This window comes from Paenibacillus crassostreae, assembly GCF_001857945.1.
Classification (GTDB): Bacteria; Bacillota; Bacilli; order Paenibacillales; family Paenibacillaceae; genus Paenibacillus_AQ; species Paenibacillus_AQ crassostreae.
Window position 1 is genome coordinate 3,029,709 of the sequence record NZ_CP017770.1, and the last position, 17,282, is coordinate 3,046,990.

A 17,282-nucleotide genomic window follows, 5' to 3' on the forward strand; every position below is an offset into this window, starting at 1 on the left:
GAGCATCTTCGGAGGAATTAATGTGTTTTACTGAAATTACTGCACACCTAATTATGGAATAAGGGAAGTAGGTCGTTAAGTAGGCAACACACATAGGGATCTCCACACACTTAAGGCTTGGATAATGGGAGCTACCTTGGCGTATGTTAATGAAGAGTGATCTTCACTCATTCATATTACGGGAGGCGTCCAACGATGAGTAGTAAGAATAAAGATATGCTTCCAATATCGAGAGAAACCGTCGAAGTGGAAGGGGTATATAAGAATGAAGAGGGACGAGAGTTGTACTTGCGTAGAGGGGAAGAATTCCCTGCCGATTTGGTGCTTGGAAATACGGAATGGGAGATGACTGAACTTGCTATTGATGATCATTCCCCAAGCCAACCCATCAAGCATATCATCCCAAAAAGAGATAAGGAAAGCGGGGACTAAGGGACGCACATAACGAATAATAAACGCTCTCCATCGCGGGATTTCACAATTCGAGCGCGGAGGGCGTTTGCTGTCGAGAACTCACAGATTTGGTATACTAGGAGGATGCTAGGATTAGTTGTGATGGTAGGTATAGTACACTTTTTTGAAGGGTGGAAGTAGATGATGAATATGAAGTCATTGCTAGAAGCTTTGCATCATGGAACGGAGAAAGCTTGCGGGCATGGGGTGGAACTACTTTTTCAAGAGGGACGAGATGTGACGACATGGCAAAAAATATCCTCAGATTCTTTCTATGCGGAGATGGTTAGTGAAATACGAGAATTGGGGGATAGGCTTTTACAAGAACCTATGCCACTAATTCCTTTTTCATTATATAAATTGTATGAGACAATTGGGGATCGGGAATCGTTTCAAAATGCTTATTTTGAGAGAAGACGTAGGCTCGATGCCTTTGTGTTTCTATCTTTATTGGACAAGGATGATAAATACATCGTTGCCTTGGAGGATGTCCTCTGGGCGATTTGTGATGAATATACATGGTGCCTACCTGCTCATTTAGGCGGAAGCCTATCGATTGTACTGAATGAAGCTCGTGGGCATCGGGAGACATTGGATTTGTTTGCAGCAGAGACTGCATTTTCTTTGAGTGAAATTATTCATTTGTTAGGATCTCGTTTATCCGAAATTGTAGTGCATCGAGTGATCAAGGAGATTAGAGAGCGGGTACTAGAATCCTATGCCTCTTTAAAATCTGCAAACTGGTGGGAAACGGCAGATATGAACTGGGCGGCAGTCTGTGGGGGAGCCATTGGAGCAACAGCAATGTACCTGATTGAGGAAGATGATACGTTAGCACCGCTACTTGCGCGTATTTTGGATACCATGGAATGTTTCTTGGATGGTTTTGCTGAGGATGGAGCATGTCGAGAAGGTGTTGGGTATTGGGCTTATGGCTTCGGATATTTTGTTTATTTCGCCGCACTGTTGAAGCAAAGAACAATAGGTGAAATCGACTTGCTACATGGTAATGAAAAAGTGAAACAAATCGCGATGTTCCAGCAAAAATGCTATCTAGGACACAATTTTGTCATTAGCTATTCAGATTCCAGTATTACACATGCCTATCAAATCGGTCTAACTCATTATTTGAAGTCACTCTTTGAGGAGGTTGACGTACCCCCATTAAAGTCCCATTCCGGACCGTGGGGAGATCATTGCTTTCGGTTCGCGCATGCGATTCGTAATTTGCTGTGGAGCAGGGAATCCTATGTCACTGAAAAGCTACCATCCGCTTATTATGTATTGGAAGAGGCTCAAATATTCATCCGTCGAAGTGAATGGAATGGGAAGAACGTGGCTTTTTCTATAAAAGGTGGTCATAACGCTGAACCGCATAACCATAATGATGTAGGGAGCTTCATTCTTCACACAGAAGATCAACCTATTTTTGTCGATCCAGGTAATGGTATTTATACGAAAGAATATTTTGGTGATGAGCGCTATTCCCTGATCTACAATGGTTCCCACGGACATTCTGTCCCGATTATTGAAGGTCTCCATCAACAGGAAGGGGAGCAATATGCGGCTCATTGGATTCAGTTTGAACCCTCTGAGGATGGTGATATTGTTGAATTAGATTTAACGAATGCCTATGAGTCAGATAATCTAACATCCTTGACCCGAACCTGCCGATATCATAAGAATACACTTCGAATAGAGGATCAATATAGTTTCGCAAGCACGCCGATCTCCCTAACAGAAAGATTCGTTACTTTTATAGAGCCAGAGCTTAAGATGAATGGTAAAATTATTTTAGATACTGGGAAAGGAATATCGGTGGAGCTTCATTATAATAGCAGTGAATTGGAATATAGCTGTGAGCGGGTAGCATTTCTGCCTGAAACGACAAACCAGTCTTCTTTGTATCTAATTGATCTTAAAGTGAAGGAACTTAACTGTAAGATGAGTGTGAGCGTGAATATAGAAATATGTTCTAATCAAGAGATGACCTTGTGAATAGCCATTACCAGGGCTAGGTAGGGCATAGTCCTTGCTGGGTTAAATGTTCTAATATATAATGGGTAAATCAAGCTATATCGTATCGTAAGATCAAATAGTTAAAAACCTAAAATGGGAGTTGTCATATAAATGGCTTTGAAAGCGGGAATCGTTGGACTACCGAATGTAGGTAAGTCCACATTGTTTAATGCAATCACACAAGCTGGAGCAGAAGCAGCGAATTATCCTTTCTGTACAATCGATCCGAATGTTGGGGTTGTTGAAGTACCTGATGAGCGTTTGGATAAGCTTACCGAATTAGTTGTTCCTGATAAAACAGTACCAACTGCCTTCGAATTCGTTGACATTGCTGGACTTGTTCGTGGTGCGAGTAAGGGTGAAGGTCTAGGAAATAAATTCCTTGCACATATTCGTGAAGTTGATGCCATTGTCCATGTGGTGAGATGTTTTGAAGATGAGAACGTTACCCATGTAGATGGAAAAGTGAATCCAGTTAGTGATATCCAGACGATTAATCTTGAACTCATACTTGCCGATCTTGAAAGTATTGAGAAGAAGATCGACCGTTCGCGTAAGAACATAAAGAATGGTGATAAGAAGGTTGTGCAAGAGGTTGAAGTTCTTGAACGAGTAAAAGAAGCTCTATATAACGATATGCCAGCACGTAGTGTTGAACTTAGTGAAGATGATCTAGCTATTGTACGTGATCTTCATTTGCTAACACTTAAGCCGGTTCTTTATGCAGCTAATCTTAGCGAAGATGGCGTAGCCGATGCAGACACCAATCCGTATGTACAGCAAGTGCGTGATTTTGCAGCAGCAGAGAATGCAGCAGTTGTACCTATTAGTGCTAAGGTAGAAGCCGAAATTGCAGAATTGGAAGGCGAAGACAAGGCGATGTTCCTAGAGGAGCTAGGGTTGGAAGAGTCAGGCCTTAACCGTCTGATCAAAGCAGCTTATAGTCTACTAGGATTGTATACGTATTTCACAGCAGGTGTACAAGAAGTTCGTGCTTGGACGATCCGTAAAGGCATGAAGGCACCTCAAGCAGCAGGTGTTATTCATACAGACTTCGAACGTGGATTTATTCGTGCAGAAGTAGTGGGATATGATGACCTTATCGCTGCAGGTTCTATGAATGGTGCGAAAGAACGCGGACAGCTACGTCTTGAAGGTAAAGAATACATCGTAAAAGATGGCGACGTTATGCATTTCCGTTTCAACGTATAGGAAGTCCTGCCAAGGAAACGGAATAAGCTTGCCAGTCTTGGTAAGCTTATTCGTTATTTCAAGTTTCCATAACTCCACTCCCTCTTTTAAAGATAAGGGATTATTCTGTAAAAATATAATTAAAGATAGTCTAATTTATTTAATTGTGATATAATAAACAGTCGAGAAAATCGTTTGTAGTATTTTAAACAGGAGAGGTGACCCCCAATGTTGGACAAATTACAATCCTTGGCGGACCGCTATGAAAAGCTGAGCGAACTGCTCTGTGATCCTAACGTTGCAAGTGATACTGCAAAGTTGCGGGAATATTCTAAAGAACAATCTGATTTGCAGCCTGCATTCGAGGCTTTTACTGAATATAGAACGGTTATGGAAGAGCTAGATGCTGCCAAAGTGATGCAATCCGAGAAGCTAGATGATGAAATGCGTGAGATGGTTAAGATGGAGATCGATGAATTGTCATCTCGGCATGATGAGCTAGAGAGTCAAATTCGTTTATTACTATTACCGAAAGATCCAAACGATGATAAGAATGTTATTATCGAAATCCGTGGTGCTGCTGGTGGTGACGAAGCGGCTTTGTTTGCTGCTGATTTATTCCGTATGTACACACGCTATGCAGATACACAGGGATGGAAAGTGGATCTAATGGACGTGAATAGTAATGATCTTGGAGGATTTAAAGAAGTTATATTCTCCATCAACGGTCGTGGTGCTTATAGCAAAATGAAGTACGAAAGCGGAGCGCATCGTGTGCAACGCATACCTACTACTGAATCTGGTGGACGGATTCATACGTCAACATCGACGGTAGCCGTACTACCAGAGGCTGAAGAGTTTGAAATTGAAATTCATGATAAAGACATTCGTGTAGATACATTCTGTTCAAGTGGTGCGGGTGGACAATCTGTTAATACAACAAAGTCAGCCGTTCGGGTAACTCATATTCCTACGGGAATTGTGGCAACTTGCCAAGATGGTAAATCACAGAATAAGAATAAGGATCAAGCGCTTAAAGTGCTTCGCACTCGTATCTCAGATATGATGCGCCAAGAAGAAGAAGCGAAGTATGCAGGTGAACGTAAGACTAAAGTGGGTACAGGAGACCGAAGCGAGCGAATTCGTACGTATAACTTCCCACAGAGTCGTGTAACGGATCATCGGATTGGATTGACAGTTCATAAATTGGATCAGATTATGAATGGTGAAATTGAAGATATTATTGCAGCATTAAGCATTGCCGAACAGGCTGAGATGATGGATAAAGGGGAATAATGCTTTGAACAACGACGTTTTTGTCATGACAACAAAGCAAAGTATACGGGAAGCCTTTGCGGAGGCTTCCTCTTTTTTCATGGGTTGCGGTGTGTTGGAGCCGCAACGAAATGCCCAGTTACTATTGGAACATGTGCTGGGCATGTCTGGTACCGCCTATTACATGGCGTTGCCCGATCCTTTCCCTGCAGCAGCGATTGCTGCATGGGAAGATGTGGTCACCCGCAAAGCAGCGGGAGAACCCGCGCAGTACATCATCGGAGAGCAGGAGTTCTACGGCCTGCTCTTTGAGGTGACGCCCGCGGTGTTGATCCCGAGGCCGGAGACCGAGCTGCTGGTCGAGGCCGTCCTGCAGCAGGCCGAGCGGCTATGGCCGGGCTATGCCCAGCCCGCGCCGCTCGTCGCCGCCGATATTGGCACCGGCAGTGGTGCCATTGCTGTGTCGCTGGCGGTGCAAGCTCCTAGCTGGCACGTACACGCCAGCGACATCTCGCCCGCCGCGTTGCGCGTCGCCGAGCGGAATGCAACGCGCCATGCGGCCAGCGTTGCATTTAGAGAAGGCAACCTGCTGGTGCCGTTTGCCGGGATGGGGTTGGACATCTTGGTGTCCAACCCACCGTATATACCGGCTCGCGATATCGCCGGTCTACAGCCCGAGGTGCGCGACTTCGAACCGCGCCTCGCTTTAGATGGAGGTATGGATGGATTGAATCCATACCGCATCATGCTGGAACAGATCGCTTTGCTAGCGACCCCACCACGCCTAATAGGGTTTGAATTAGGCATGGGGCAAGCAGAAGATATAGCCACATTGCTACGTCACACGGGATATTGGAATGAGATTATTACGATTCCAGATTACGCCGGCATAGATCGGCATGTCCTTGGAGTTCGTGTATAAAGCAGTCTATTTATTCGACCCATGAATTAATTTCATAATTGCATAGGTGGTTATAAAATTGATTATCATACAACTTGTTAAGGCATTCCATTGAATTTAGTGCTGTTATTCCTTTACAATAGAACTAAGTGTGCTAGGAGCACATGAGACGGAAAGTCTCAGCACAGGAGGGCTAACATGCTTCGAAAGTTAAAAAAAGTAGATTATGTTGTAGTGCTGGTGCTGGTTGCGCTTATGGGGATCAGTATCTTGTCTTTATATAGTGTGACCAATGGAAGAACTAGTACAGGTTTAGATGGTCATCACATTAAGATGCTAATGTACTATGCGGTTTCCTTTGTAGCTTTTATTGCGATGATCTTGATTGATTACAGACTATTGATTAAATACGCTTGGGTCATTTATTTAGGTGGCTTGGTTTTGCTAGGAGTAGCAAGTCTTATAGGTAAGACCACGAACGGAGCAGAGGGATGGTTGAATATTTTTGGACTGTCGTTACAGCCAGCGGAACTCTTTAAGTTATGCCTAATCCTATTCTTAACGTTTGTTCTTGTTCGAATGGGTAAGAATCAGCTAGCTTTCTGGGGCGATGTTGTACCTCTTTGTATATTGGCCTTCATTCCGTTTGCTATCGTGATTTTACAGAATGACCTCGGGAATTCATTTAGCTACTTTATCATTCTGATAGGGCTTCTGTGGATTGGGAACATCAAATTCACTCATGCGTTGATTGGAATTGCGATTATGATCGGAGCGCTTATTGGAGGGATTCAAGGGTATATTCATTATCATGATGAAATCAAGGTGACTCTAGAATCTATTGATAAAGCTCACTGGGTTGAGAGGTTAGATCCTTGGCTTGTTCCTGAGCGAGCAACGGCGAAAGCGAGCTATCATACAGATAATGCGAAGCTTGCTATTGCATCTGGAGGGATGAGTGGAGAAGGATATATGAAAGGCACATCTGTTCAATCCGAACGTGTACCTTATACGTATTCTGATTCTATTTTCGTACAGATTGCTGAAGAATTTGGATTTGTAGGAGCATCCGTGTTGCTCTTATTATATTTCGTCATGATTCATCGCATGATTCTGATCTCGTTAGAATGCAAGGATCGAGCAGGACCGTATATCATTGTGGGTGTCGTTTCCATGATGTTGTACCAGATTTTTGAGAACATTGGTGCTTTTCTCGGAATTATGCCATTAACTGGTATTACCCTGCCCTTTATTAGTTTTGGAGGGACATCGTTGCTTATTAATATGGCTAGTATAGGGATCGTGATGAGTGTACGTGTTCATGGTCGGGAAGTTGAAGAAGAAATAGTTGTGCAAACCTCAAGTTATCCGAAAGTTGGGGAATTAAATTGAGTAATATGCATCTGCATGAACTCTCCCATTAAAGACGCCGAAAGGCGTTTTTTTGTAGTTTCACAGGTTTAGACTCTATCAGAATCGGACATACTACCATGTATGAATGATAGAGAGGGGTCGCTACTGTGAAATGGAATAGGATCAAGTGGGATGAGAAGACGGGAGACATGTTACGCCTTTTATTTAAGAATACAGCCATTATATTTAGTATGTTATTTATGCTTGTGATGTCTTGGGATGGTCAACGTATAGATGCATCGGTTGCAGAAGGTTCAATTCCGGAAGAGTCGATTCGACTACGTATTCTAGCAAATTCAGATAGTGTGAACGACCAACTTGTCAAAAGAGAAATCAGAGACGCCATCATAGCAGAAATGAATGGTTGGGTGGAGGAACTGGATAATCCGCAAAATCTAGATCAAGCGAGGGAAACGATTCGGAATCACATGGCAGATTTGAATAATTTAGTGGGACAAGAGCTATCTGATCGTGGGATCAGCTATTCCTATCATGTGGAGCTTAGTGTCGTGCCTTTTCCAACGAAATTATACGGAGGTACGGTTTACCCTGCTGGTGAATATGAAGCATTACGAGTTACTCTTGGTGCTGGTAGAGGCCAGAATTGGTGGTGTGTGCTATTCCCACCTCTTTGCTTCATTGATGCAGGGAGTGGAGATGCAATTGCGCAATCCGCTGAAGAATCAGCACAAGTTAAAGAAACAGGTAACTCGGATAATGTGACGGTGAAGCAGGTACCCGCATCTACGGATGAAGCGCCAGAAGTTCGTTTTTTCCTGTGGGATTTATTATCTGGTTTCGTGGATTGGATCAAAGGATTATTCTAATAATCGTAGCGTCATGTAAATAAAAGACATAGCTTGGACGCTGATTTAGTTGCTCAGCCAATATAATTGTGTAAGCTTTCATGCTAAAATGGTAGAACCTCGTAAGCGGAAGTGCTTCAGTCGATGTGGTGGATTCTTATTATAATTAAACTATATAGAAGGCTTGGGATAACCAATGACGCATAATCTAGATAAGGAAGTAAATTGGACAAGTAAAACAACATCTTATTGGAATCTGTATTCTAATACCGATTCTAATTCAAATATACAAGATCAAGTTACTAAACAAGCGATAGAAGAAGCGGCTGGGCTGATCCGTAAGGGTGGTGTCGTAGCTTTTCCAACGGAAACGGTATATGGGTTAGGAGCGGATGCTCGGAACACTACAGCGGTAGAAGCGGTATTCGCTGCAAAAGGACGTCCCTCAGATAATCCACTTATCGTTCATATAGCTGACCGCTCGCAATTAACTGAGCTTATCGCTGATGTTCCTTCTGTTGCACTTACGCTTATGGATGCTTATTGGCCAGGTCCGCTCACGATTGTACTTCCGTTACTACCTAATGTCCTTTCATCCCGGGTTACGGCTGGTTTAGATACAGTAGGTGTACGTATGCCTGATCATCCTATTGCGTTAGCGTTGATTGCCGAAGCAAATTGTCCAGTTGCGGCACCAAGTGCGAATCGTTCGGGGCGACCAAGCCCGACCCTTGCCTCACATGTGGTAGAAGATTTGGATGGTCGGATTGATGGAGTCTTAGACGGGGGACCAGCAGGAGTAGGTCTTGAATCTACTGTTATACGTGTATTTCCGAATGGGGATGTTCAGGTGCTGCGGCCCGGAGGGATTACGATTGAACAGTTGTCTTCTGTGACAGGTGCTAAGGTTATTAGTGTAGGAGGTGCCTTAATAGAAGCTCAATCAGCTGTATCTCCAGATCATCACAATGATATGGGGATACACCAATCTTATGCTGATATGGATAGTTCTGAACCGCCACGTTCTCCAGGAGTGAAGTATGCACACTATGCTCCGCATGGACAACTAACCATTGTTCGAGGATCATCCCCTCAGGCTGTTAGAGATCGGATAATTTCTATGTTGGGAGAATATACATTGGATGGGAACGTAACAGGATTGCTTGCTTTTGACGAACATCTTTCAGGCTACCCTGCGAATTCGGCGAACTATATTATATCACTTGGGTCGTTGGCTACGCCTGCTGAGGCAGCTTATAAGCTGTATGCAGCTTTGCGTTTTTGTGATGAGAAAGGTGTCACTTTTATGTTAGCTGAGGCATGTTCCGAAGAGGGACTTGGTGAGGCGGTAATGAATCGTTTGATTAAGGCAGCAGGAGGACGTGTTCTCGATCTGAGTTAAATTGTATCATGTTTTACATCTTGTCCGCATATGGTTGTACAAAGGTACAAACGATGTGGAGGAGTACATATGTTGGAAGCTTCTGTCCACTGGGGGCAGCTGATTACGATAGGATTGATGGCAGTAGCCTTAGGGATGGATGCTTTGTCGTTGGGCGTAGGAATTGGTATGAGAGGGATTCGCTTGCTACATGTACTGAGAATTAGTTTGTTGATCGGTATTTTCCACATGTTAATGCCTTTGTTGGGGATATTTGCTGGGCATTATATAAGCTCCTTATTGGGACAAGTGACCGGGTATGCTGCGGGAGGATTGTTAGTCGTGCTTGGGGTGCATATGATCATTAATTCCTATCGTAAAGGTACTACCACAATGATAGATTATCATGCATGGGCAGGTATGATTCTCTTTTCATTTAGTGTGAGTATAGACTCTTTTTCGGTAGGAGTATCCTTAGGGATGTTTAAGAGCGAACTTTTGTTGACCGTTCTGATCTTTGGAATCTTTGGTGCACTTATGTCCATGATGGGTCTCCTTCTGGGCAGAAGAGTGAGCGATAAATTAGGCAGCTATGGTGAAGCTATAGGTGGTACAATTTTGCTCGCATTTGGAATCATGTTTATATTATGAGATGGATATTGAAACGATAAAAGATGATGGACGAACTAATTGTTTAAGATATCCTAACGAAAAAAACAGGTGCCTCCCAGCCATTAAAAGCTGATAGACACCTGTTTCTTTATGTTATAGAGGTAAGAGATATAGACCTTAAATTTCTCTATGGTCTTCTGTAAATCTTCGGACATAATTTCAAGTGTTGAGAGGATGATGCGAACTCTTCTGAATGTAGTTAATTGTTTTACTTAGAATCAATTTCATAATTACGCAAACTCACTTAAATGTAACTATATATTGACGGAATAAATCACTCCGTTCAATATATAGTACTTATTTAAGCTACATAGACGATTATGAAATTGATTCTATTTATTACTATTTTTTTTTCTTTGATAAAGAAAGGATTCGGTGGGATATATTAATTAGGAGTTTGAAATCTAGTTATGAGCTCAATCCTTGGTGATTAATCTGACTGATTTGCAAATGATCCTAATTGTAACTATAATAGTTACAGTAATATAAATATATAATGTTGGAGGATTGATCCGATGGATGCTAAGTATAATCCGCTGTTTGAATCATTTACTTTCCGTAGTGGTGTTAAGTTAGAGAACCGTGTTGTGATGGCACCTATGACGAACTGGTCTTCAAATCTAGATGGCACAGTCTCAGATGCTGAGATTGATTACTATAGCCGTAGAGCTGGTGGAGTGGGTTTGGTGATTACGGCATGTACGAATGTCTCCGTGAATGGTCAAGGATTTCATGGAGAGTTCGCAGGTTTCAGTGATGAGATGATTCCTAGCTTGGCTAGATTAGCAACTACGATTAAGGAAAAAGGGTCGAAAGCGGTGTTGCAAATTTTTCATGGTGGAAGGCAATGTCCACCTGAACTCGTAAATGGTGATGTGGTTAGTGCAAGTGCAGTGCCGACAGATGATGGGAAAGTGACACCACGTGCCCTTTCAGATGAGGAAATCCTAGCTATTATTCAAGATTTTAGCGAAGTGACCCGTAGAGCTATTGAAGCTGGTTATGACGGTGTAGAAATTCATGGAGCTAACAATTACTTGATACATCAGTTTTTCTCTGGTTTTACGAATCGCCGCGAAGATCGTTGGGGAGGAAATGTTGAGAATCGTTTGGCATTCCCACTAGCTGTTGTGGACGCTGTTAAGAAAGCGGTGGCGGAATATGCGAAGGGTCCATTCTTAGTAGGTTACCGTTTGTCTCCTGAAGAACCAGAGGATGAGGGTATTACCATGAAAGATACATTCGTATTGCTTGATGCATTAGCCAAGAAAGATCTTGATTATATCCACGTTTCTCTTATGGATTTCTGGTCGGAGCCTAGACGTGGTGTAGAAGGAAAAGGCTTGTCACGCATGGAATTGATTAGAGATCATGTTGGGAAACGTGTTCCGATCATGGGTGTAGGTTCTATCCAGACAGCGGATGATGGCTTGAAAGCTCTTGAGATAGGAATACCACTGATAGCTCTGGGTAGAGAACTTATTGCTGAACCAGATTGGGTGGAGAAGATACAATCAGGCAGAGAAGAAGATATAGCTACAACAGTAAGTAGGGAAGCGCAGGAAGTATTGGTGGTTCCAGATCCATTATGGCAAGCTATAATAGGTAGTCCGGGTTGGTTCCCGGTGGTGTAATGTTGCTATAGTACAATTAAACATAGGACTGTTGAGATACAGCCGTTTCCCCTTCTCTGATATGAGAAGGGGAAACGGCTGTTTAGCATCTCTGGAAGAAAAGATATATAATACAATAATGAAGTTCAGATATGGAGGTGAGCAGACGAGTTGCGAATATTATTTGTATGTACAGGAAATACATGCCGCAGCCCGATGGCGGAAGCTCTGCTTCGAAAGTTAGCTAAGGAACGTGGACTGAAGCTTGAAGTGAGTTCTGCTGGCGTAGCTGCAATGGAGGGTACCCCCATTTCTAGGCATGCGGAAGCAGTATTACGAGATCATAATATTGATGATAAGATCGTCTCGCAACCCTTGAGATTGAGTGTTGTTCAAGCCAGTGATCTGATCCTAACCTTAACGCAAAGTCATAAACAACATGTGCTTCGTTTGTTTCCGGAGGTCGTTGGTAAAATTTATACTTTAAAGGAATATGCTGAAGATGATGAACAAGTTCTACGAGACTTAGCGGAACTGGATAGTCTAGTTGCGACTTTGGCTATGAATAGAGCTTTAGGGAAACCTATGAATGATGGGGAGCATGAAAGATTGATTGAGATTCAGCAAAGAATACCAAGCTTTGATGTGTCAGATCCATTTGGAGGTTCAAGAGAAGATTATGATGTGGCAGCAGCTGAAATTCGCACAGCAATTGATCGTATTGTCGATAAGTTGTTGGGTTTGGGTCATTAGAATATCGTTGCTTTTCATAGTCTTTTGTTTTATTATGAAAAAAGAAGAACAATCGGTTCCGATGTAACTGGCGACGCGGTGGATGAAACCACGATGGAGCATCGGAATATACGGCCGGTCGCCTGGGCACAAGAGCAATTCTACGGAAATCCGTAGACTGCTCTTTTTTCGTCTTTTGGTCAGAAATTAGGTATAATGGTACAAGACAAAAGAGGAATACATGGGAGGTTTTTCATCAGATGAAGATTGCTTTAGGAACAGATCATGGTGGCGTTCGGTTGAAAGAGGATATCGTTAATGTCATTCAGAAGTTAGGACATGAAGTAGTGGACGTAGGGTGTAATTGCACGGATTCCGTTGATTATCCAGATTATGCACTTCCAGTCTGTGATATGGTTACAGCGGGTGAAGTTGATCGAGGTATTCTGGTGTGCGGAACTGGGATTGGCATGAGTATTGCAGCTAATAAAGTGGCTGGTATCCGTTGTGCACTTGTCCATGATGTCTTCTCTGCAAAGGCAACACGAGAACATAATGATACAAATGTGTTGGCTCTTGGAGAACGTGTAATTGGACCAGGATTAGCTAGTGAGATCGTGAAAGAATGGCTTGTAACGGAATTTAGTGGAGAAGAACGTCATGTAAACCGTGTGAATAAGATCAGACTTATTGAAGAACGTAATTTGTAACACTAAAGGGGATTTCATCATGGATCAAGGATTGCAATCAACAGGTGTGTCTCTGAAAGACCAAGTCGCTCAGGTCGTACGGGAAGTTGCAGAATCTGCTCAGTTAGGTCCGGGGAAAATACTAGTTGTGGGTACAAGTACAAGTGAAGTAGTGGGTAGTCATATTGGTACTAGTGGGGCCTTAGAAGTTGCGAATGAATTGCTTCTTGGTATTGAAGAGGTTCGTAAAGAACGGGGATTCTATGTTGTGTATCAATGTTGTGAGCATTTGAATAGATCGCTAGTCATGGAAAGAAAGCTCCTTGAAGACCTTCGCTTAATAGAAGTTGCTGCAGTTCCTTATCCTAAAGCGGGAGGTTCCATGGCTTCTGCTGCATATCGGATGATGCTTGAACCCTGTCTAGCTGAAAGTGTAGAAGCGCACGCTGGAATTGACATTGGCGAGACGATGATTGGGATGCATTTACGGCGTGTCGCCGTTCCTTTTCGCCCAAGCCTTCGAAATATAGGGCAGGCACGAGTAAATGCGGCTTATACCCGTCCGAAGTTGATTGGCGGGGAAAGAGCACATTATCAGTTGGAAGAGACAGTCTCCATACAACACGATGATTCAAATCATTGTGATTAAACATCAAGAAGTAACGCTCAAAAAACTTTAAAGTATATGCTTCCGATGCTAGTTTTTTCGAAGATTATTCACGAAGATTATGCTATAAAAAACTTTTAGGAGGAATAAAAATGGAACAATTACGCAAGGCTGACCCAGATGTATTAGAGGCTATGAACTTAGAACTTAAACGTCAACGTAACAACATTGAACTTATCGCGTCTGAGAATATCGTGAGTGAAGCTGTGATGGAGGCTATGGGATCTGTTTTAACTAACAAATATGCAGAGGGTTACCCAGGTAAAAGATATTATGGCGGTTGTGAACGTGTAGATATCGTAGAGGATATTGCACGTGATCGTGCCAAACAATTGTTTGGAGCAGAGCATGTAAATGTACAACCACACTCTGGAGCTCAAGCGAATATGGCTGTTTATACTGCTGTACTTAATCCTGGAGACACGGTGCTAGGTATGAATCTTGCTCACGGTGGGCATTTAACTCACGGAAGTCCAGTTAATGCATCGGGTCTTTTGTATAACTTTGTTCCATATGGCGTACAGGAGGATTCTTTCCTTATTGATTATGATGAAGTTCGTAAAATTGCTTTTAAACACCGTCCTCGTCTAATTGTTGCTGGTGCAAGTGCCTATCCGCGTACGATTGATTTCGAAGCGTTGGCTTCCATTGCCAATGATGTAGGAGCGTTATTCATGGTCGATATGGCTCATATTGCCGGGCTGGTTGCGGGTGGAGTTCACCCAAGTCCAGTTCCACATGCTCATTTTGTAACTACAACAACTCATAAGACTCTACGTGGTCCACGTGGTGGGATGATTATATGCAAGCAACCTTGGGCACAAGCGATTGATAAAGCGGTATTCCCAGGAACACAAGGTGGTCCTCTAATGCATGTTATCGCATCTAAAGCAGTTGCGCTTAAAGAAGCGTTGGATCCATCTTTCAAAACTTATGCACAGAACGTTGTTAAGAACGCTAAAGTATTGGCAGAGACACTTATTCGTGAAGGCCTGAACATCGTATCTGGTGGTACGGATAACCACTTGCTATTAGTTGACACTCGTAGCGTGAATATTACGGGTAAAGTAGCGGAGAAAGTGTTAGATTCTATTGGGATAACAGTAAATAAGAATGCGATTCCTTTTGATCCTACAAGTCCATTTGTAACGAGTGGTATTCGTATCGGAACTCCAGCTGCAACAACACGTGGCATGGATGAAAAAGCGATGGTTACGATTGGTGAGATCATTGCACTAGCTCTCAAGAATCCAGAGAACGAGGCTATACTAGCCCAAGCGGCTATTAGAGTAACTGCATTGACAGATCAATATCCGCTTTATCCAGAATTGGAATACTAATCTTAGGGTTTGACACTTATACTTTCATATATTTTAAACAAGACGAGCACTAGAAATAATCTAGTGCTCGTTTTATTTTGCTTGATGATATGAAATATGGTTAATTACATCATTCAATTTCGTTTGTTGAGATCAATGTACGTGCAAAGTCTTATCCTAAAATGATATAATAGTTAAGATTTGAACACACTACGGCTATTAAGCTAAATATGAAGACATACGAATATCCAGGAGGACATTATGGGACAAAAAAAATTGGTGATTTGTGATCACCCTTTAATTCAACACAAGCTAACATTCATCCGTGACGTGCAGACGAACACGAAGGATTTCAGAGAGCTTGTTGACGAAGTGGCGACGCTTATGGCATATGAGATTACAAGAGAGATACCTTTAGAGACGGTTACGGTACGTACACCTGTAGCAGAGACACAGAGTCGTGTTATTTCAGGCCGTATGCTAGGTCTTGTGCCTATTCTGCGTGCAGGATTAGGGATGTTAGATGGCGTATTGAAGTTACTACCAGCGGCTAAAGTGGGTCATGTTGGCCTGTTTCGTGATCCAGAAACATTGCAACCGGTTGAATACTATACGAAATTACCAACGGATGTTACTGAACGCGAATTGATTGTAATTGACCCAATGCTGGCAACGGGCGGATCCGCTATTGCAGCAATTGATGTACTGAAGAAACGTGGCTGTACTCAAATTAAGATGATGAATCTAATTGCAGCTCCAGAAGGTGTTAAGGCTGTTCATGATGCTCATCCTGACGTAGATATCTATGTTGCGGCATTGGACGAGCGGTTGGATGAACATGGTTATATTATTCCTGGATTAGGGGATGCTGGAGACCGTCTATACGGTACTAAGTAAGGAAAGGAGGGTTCAATCCATGAAGAAGATTAAAGTGATGACGATATTTGGTGTTCGACCTGAAGCGATCAAGATGGCACCGCTTATTCTTGAAATGCAGAAATACTCTGATGTCATCGAATCTATTGTCTGCGTAACGGCACAACATCGTCAAATGTTAGACCAGGTATTGGAAGTGTTCAAGATTCAGCCTGACTATGATCTGGATGTCATGAAGGAAAGTCAGACATTAAATGAAATTTCCATTCGTGTATTGGCTGGGCTTGAGCCTGTTCTTCGTGAGGCTAAGCCGGATATCGTACTCGTACATGGGGATACTTTGACGACTTTTCTAGCTAGCTATGCGGCTTTCATGCAACAAATTCAAGTAGGACATGTAGAAGCAGGACTAAGAACTTGGAATAAGAAGTCTCCCTTCCCTGAAGAGATGAATCGTCAATTAACAGGGGTTCTTGCCGATCTTCATTTTGCTCCTACAGATTGGTCTGCAAAGAATCTACTTTCAGAAAACAAGTCAAAGTCAAGCGTATATATCACAGGCAATTCGATTACAGATGTGTTTCAATATACTGTACATCCCGAATATAGTCATCCTGTGTTAGACTGGGCCTCTGGTAAAAAATTAATTTTAATGACGGCGCATCGCAGGGAGTCTCAGGGCGAACCGCACCGTCATATTTTTCGTGCGGTTAAACGGATTGCCGACGAATTCGAGGATGTTGCAATTTGTTATCCGGTACATCCGAGTCCAGCGGTGATGGGCCCAGCACATGAGATTCTGGGGAACCATCCACGGATTAAATTGATAGAACCGATGGATGTGGTGGATTTCCATAATTTTTATCCGCATACTCACTTGATATTGACCGATTCTGGAGGGTTACAGGAAGAAGCGCCATCGTTTGGTGTGCCTGTCCTTGTGCTTCGTGACACAACAGAACGGCCGGAAGGAATCGAAGCGGGAACGCTTGAATTGGTGGGTACGGATGAGGAGAAGGTGTATGAACGGACTAAAGATTTGTTAACGAATCAGACGTTGTATGATTCCATGAGTAGGGCCGCCAACCCTTACGGAGATGGAAAGGCTTCGGGAAGAATTGTCAATGCGATACTTCACCATTTCGGATATAATGATGACCGTCCAGAAGAATTTCACAAAACGTTCACAAATGAGTGAAAAAGTGTTATTTTATATTGTATGAATTAGTGTACAGTTGAACTGTATGGTTTACGCGGTTTTCGTGCATAAATCAG

16 protein-coding genes and 1 riboswitch are annotated in these 17,282 nt (G+C 42.8%); all 16 genes read left to right on the top strand.

Annotated elements, in window-relative coordinates; genetic code table 11:
• The first annotated feature begins 195 nt into the window (after positions 1-195).
• The 16 genes from LPB68_RS13850 (at position 196) to wecB (ending at position 17,205) form a co-directional block, all read left to right on the top strand.
• Positions 196-432, top strand: a complete 237-nt coding sequence (locus LPB68_RS13850) for a hypothetical protein (RefSeq protein ID WP_068660244.1) — start codon at positions 196-198, stop codon at positions 430-432.
• Positions 433-594: 162 nt separating this feature from the next.
• Complete coding sequence (locus LPB68_RS13855) at positions 595-2,451, top strand: heparinase II/III domain-containing protein (protein ID WP_068660241.1); 1,857 nt, start codon at positions 595-597, stop codon at positions 2,449-2,451.
• Between the two features lie 132 nt (positions 2,452-2,583).
• Positions 2,584-3,684 carry a redox-regulated ATPase YchF gene (ychF, locus tag LPB68_RS13860; protein WP_068660240.1) on the top strand — a complete coding sequence of 367 codons (1,101 nt, stop codon included), beginning with the start codon at positions 2,584-2,586 and terminating at the stop codon, positions 3,682-3,684.
• A 207-nt stretch (positions 3,685-3,891) separates the two neighbouring features.
• Positions 3,892-4,959, top strand: a complete 1,068-nt coding sequence (gene prfA, locus LPB68_RS13865; RefSeq protein WP_068660238.1) for a peptide chain release factor 1 — start codon at positions 3,892-3,894, stop codon at positions 4,957-4,959.
• Between the two features lie 25 nt (positions 4,960-4,984).
• Positions 4,985-5,860 carry a peptide chain release factor N(5)-glutamine methyltransferase gene (gene prmC, locus LPB68_RS13870; RefSeq protein WP_068660923.1) on the top strand — a complete coding sequence of 292 codons (876 nt, stop codon included), beginning with the start codon at positions 4,985-4,987 and terminating at the stop codon, positions 5,858-5,860.
• Between the two features lie 177 nt (positions 5,861-6,037).
• Positions 6,038-7,231 carry an FtsW/RodA/SpoVE family cell cycle protein gene (locus LPB68_RS13875; protein ID WP_068660236.1) on the top strand — a complete coding sequence of 398 codons (1,194 nt, stop codon included), beginning with the start codon at positions 6,038-6,040 and terminating at the stop codon, positions 7,229-7,231.
• A gap of 170 nt (positions 7,232-7,401) precedes the next feature.
• The gene (spoIIR, locus tag LPB68_RS13880) at positions 7,402-8,079 is read left to right on the top strand and encodes a stage II sporulation protein R (RefSeq protein WP_068660921.1); all 678 of its coding nucleotides are present in this window, start codon (positions 7,402-7,404) and stop codon (positions 8,077-8,079) included.
• Between the two features lie 175 nt (positions 8,080-8,254).
• Positions 8,255-9,460 carry an L-threonylcarbamoyladenylate synthase gene (locus LPB68_RS13885; protein WP_068660234.1) on the top strand — a complete coding sequence of 402 codons (1,206 nt, stop codon included), beginning with the start codon at positions 8,255-8,257 and terminating at the stop codon, positions 9,458-9,460.
• A gap of 69 nt (positions 9,461-9,529) precedes the next feature.
• Entirely contained in the window at positions 9,530-10,090 is a 561-nt protein-coding gene (locus LPB68_RS13890; RefSeq protein ID WP_068660232.1) for a manganese efflux pump MntP, read from the top strand.
• Positions 10,091-10,626: 536 nt separating this feature from the next.
• Positions 10,627-11,745: an NADH-dependent flavin oxidoreductase gene (locus tag LPB68_RS13895; protein ID WP_068660230.1), complete on the top strand. Its 1,119-nt coding sequence runs from the start codon at positions 10,627-10,629 to the stop codon at positions 11,743-11,745.
• 150 nt (positions 11,746-11,895) lie between these two features.
• Positions 11,896-12,477 (top strand): low molecular weight protein arginine phosphatase, encoded by a 582-nt coding sequence (locus tag LPB68_RS13900; RefSeq protein ID WP_257786615.1) that lies wholly within the window; start codon positions 11,896-11,898, stop codon positions 12,475-12,477.
• Positions 12,478-12,530: 53 nt separating this feature from the next.
• A riboswitch (ZMP/ZTP riboswitch) is annotated at positions 12,531-12,612 on the top strand.
• 104 nt (positions 12,613-12,716) lie between these two features.
• Positions 12,717-13,166: a ribose 5-phosphate isomerase B gene (gene rpiB / locus LPB68_RS13905; RefSeq protein WP_068660228.1), complete on the top strand. Its 450-nt coding sequence runs from the start codon at positions 12,717-12,719 to the stop codon at positions 13,164-13,166.
• 19 nt (positions 13,167-13,185) lie between these two features.
• Positions 13,186-13,794: a TIGR01440 family protein gene (locus LPB68_RS13910; RefSeq protein ID WP_068660226.1), complete on the top strand. Its 609-nt coding sequence runs from the start codon at positions 13,186-13,188 to the stop codon at positions 13,792-13,794.
• A 110-nt stretch (positions 13,795-13,904) separates the two neighbouring features.
• Entirely contained in the window at positions 13,905-15,152 is a 1,248-nt protein-coding gene (locus LPB68_RS13915) for a serine hydroxymethyltransferase (RefSeq protein ID WP_068660224.1), read from the top strand.
• Between the two features lie 240 nt (positions 15,153-15,392).
• Positions 15,393-16,028 carry a uracil phosphoribosyltransferase gene (gene upp / locus LPB68_RS13920; protein WP_068660222.1) on the top strand — a complete coding sequence of 212 codons (636 nt, stop codon included), beginning with the start codon at positions 15,393-15,395 and terminating at the stop codon, positions 16,026-16,028.
• Between the two features lie 19 nt (positions 16,029-16,047).
• Positions 16,048-17,205 carry a non-hydrolyzing UDP-N-acetylglucosamine 2-epimerase gene (wecB, locus tag LPB68_RS13925; protein WP_068660220.1) on the top strand — a complete coding sequence of 386 codons (1,158 nt, stop codon included), beginning with the start codon at positions 16,048-16,050 and terminating at the stop codon, positions 17,203-17,205.
• The last annotated feature ends 77 nt before the right edge of the window (positions 17,206-17,282 follow it).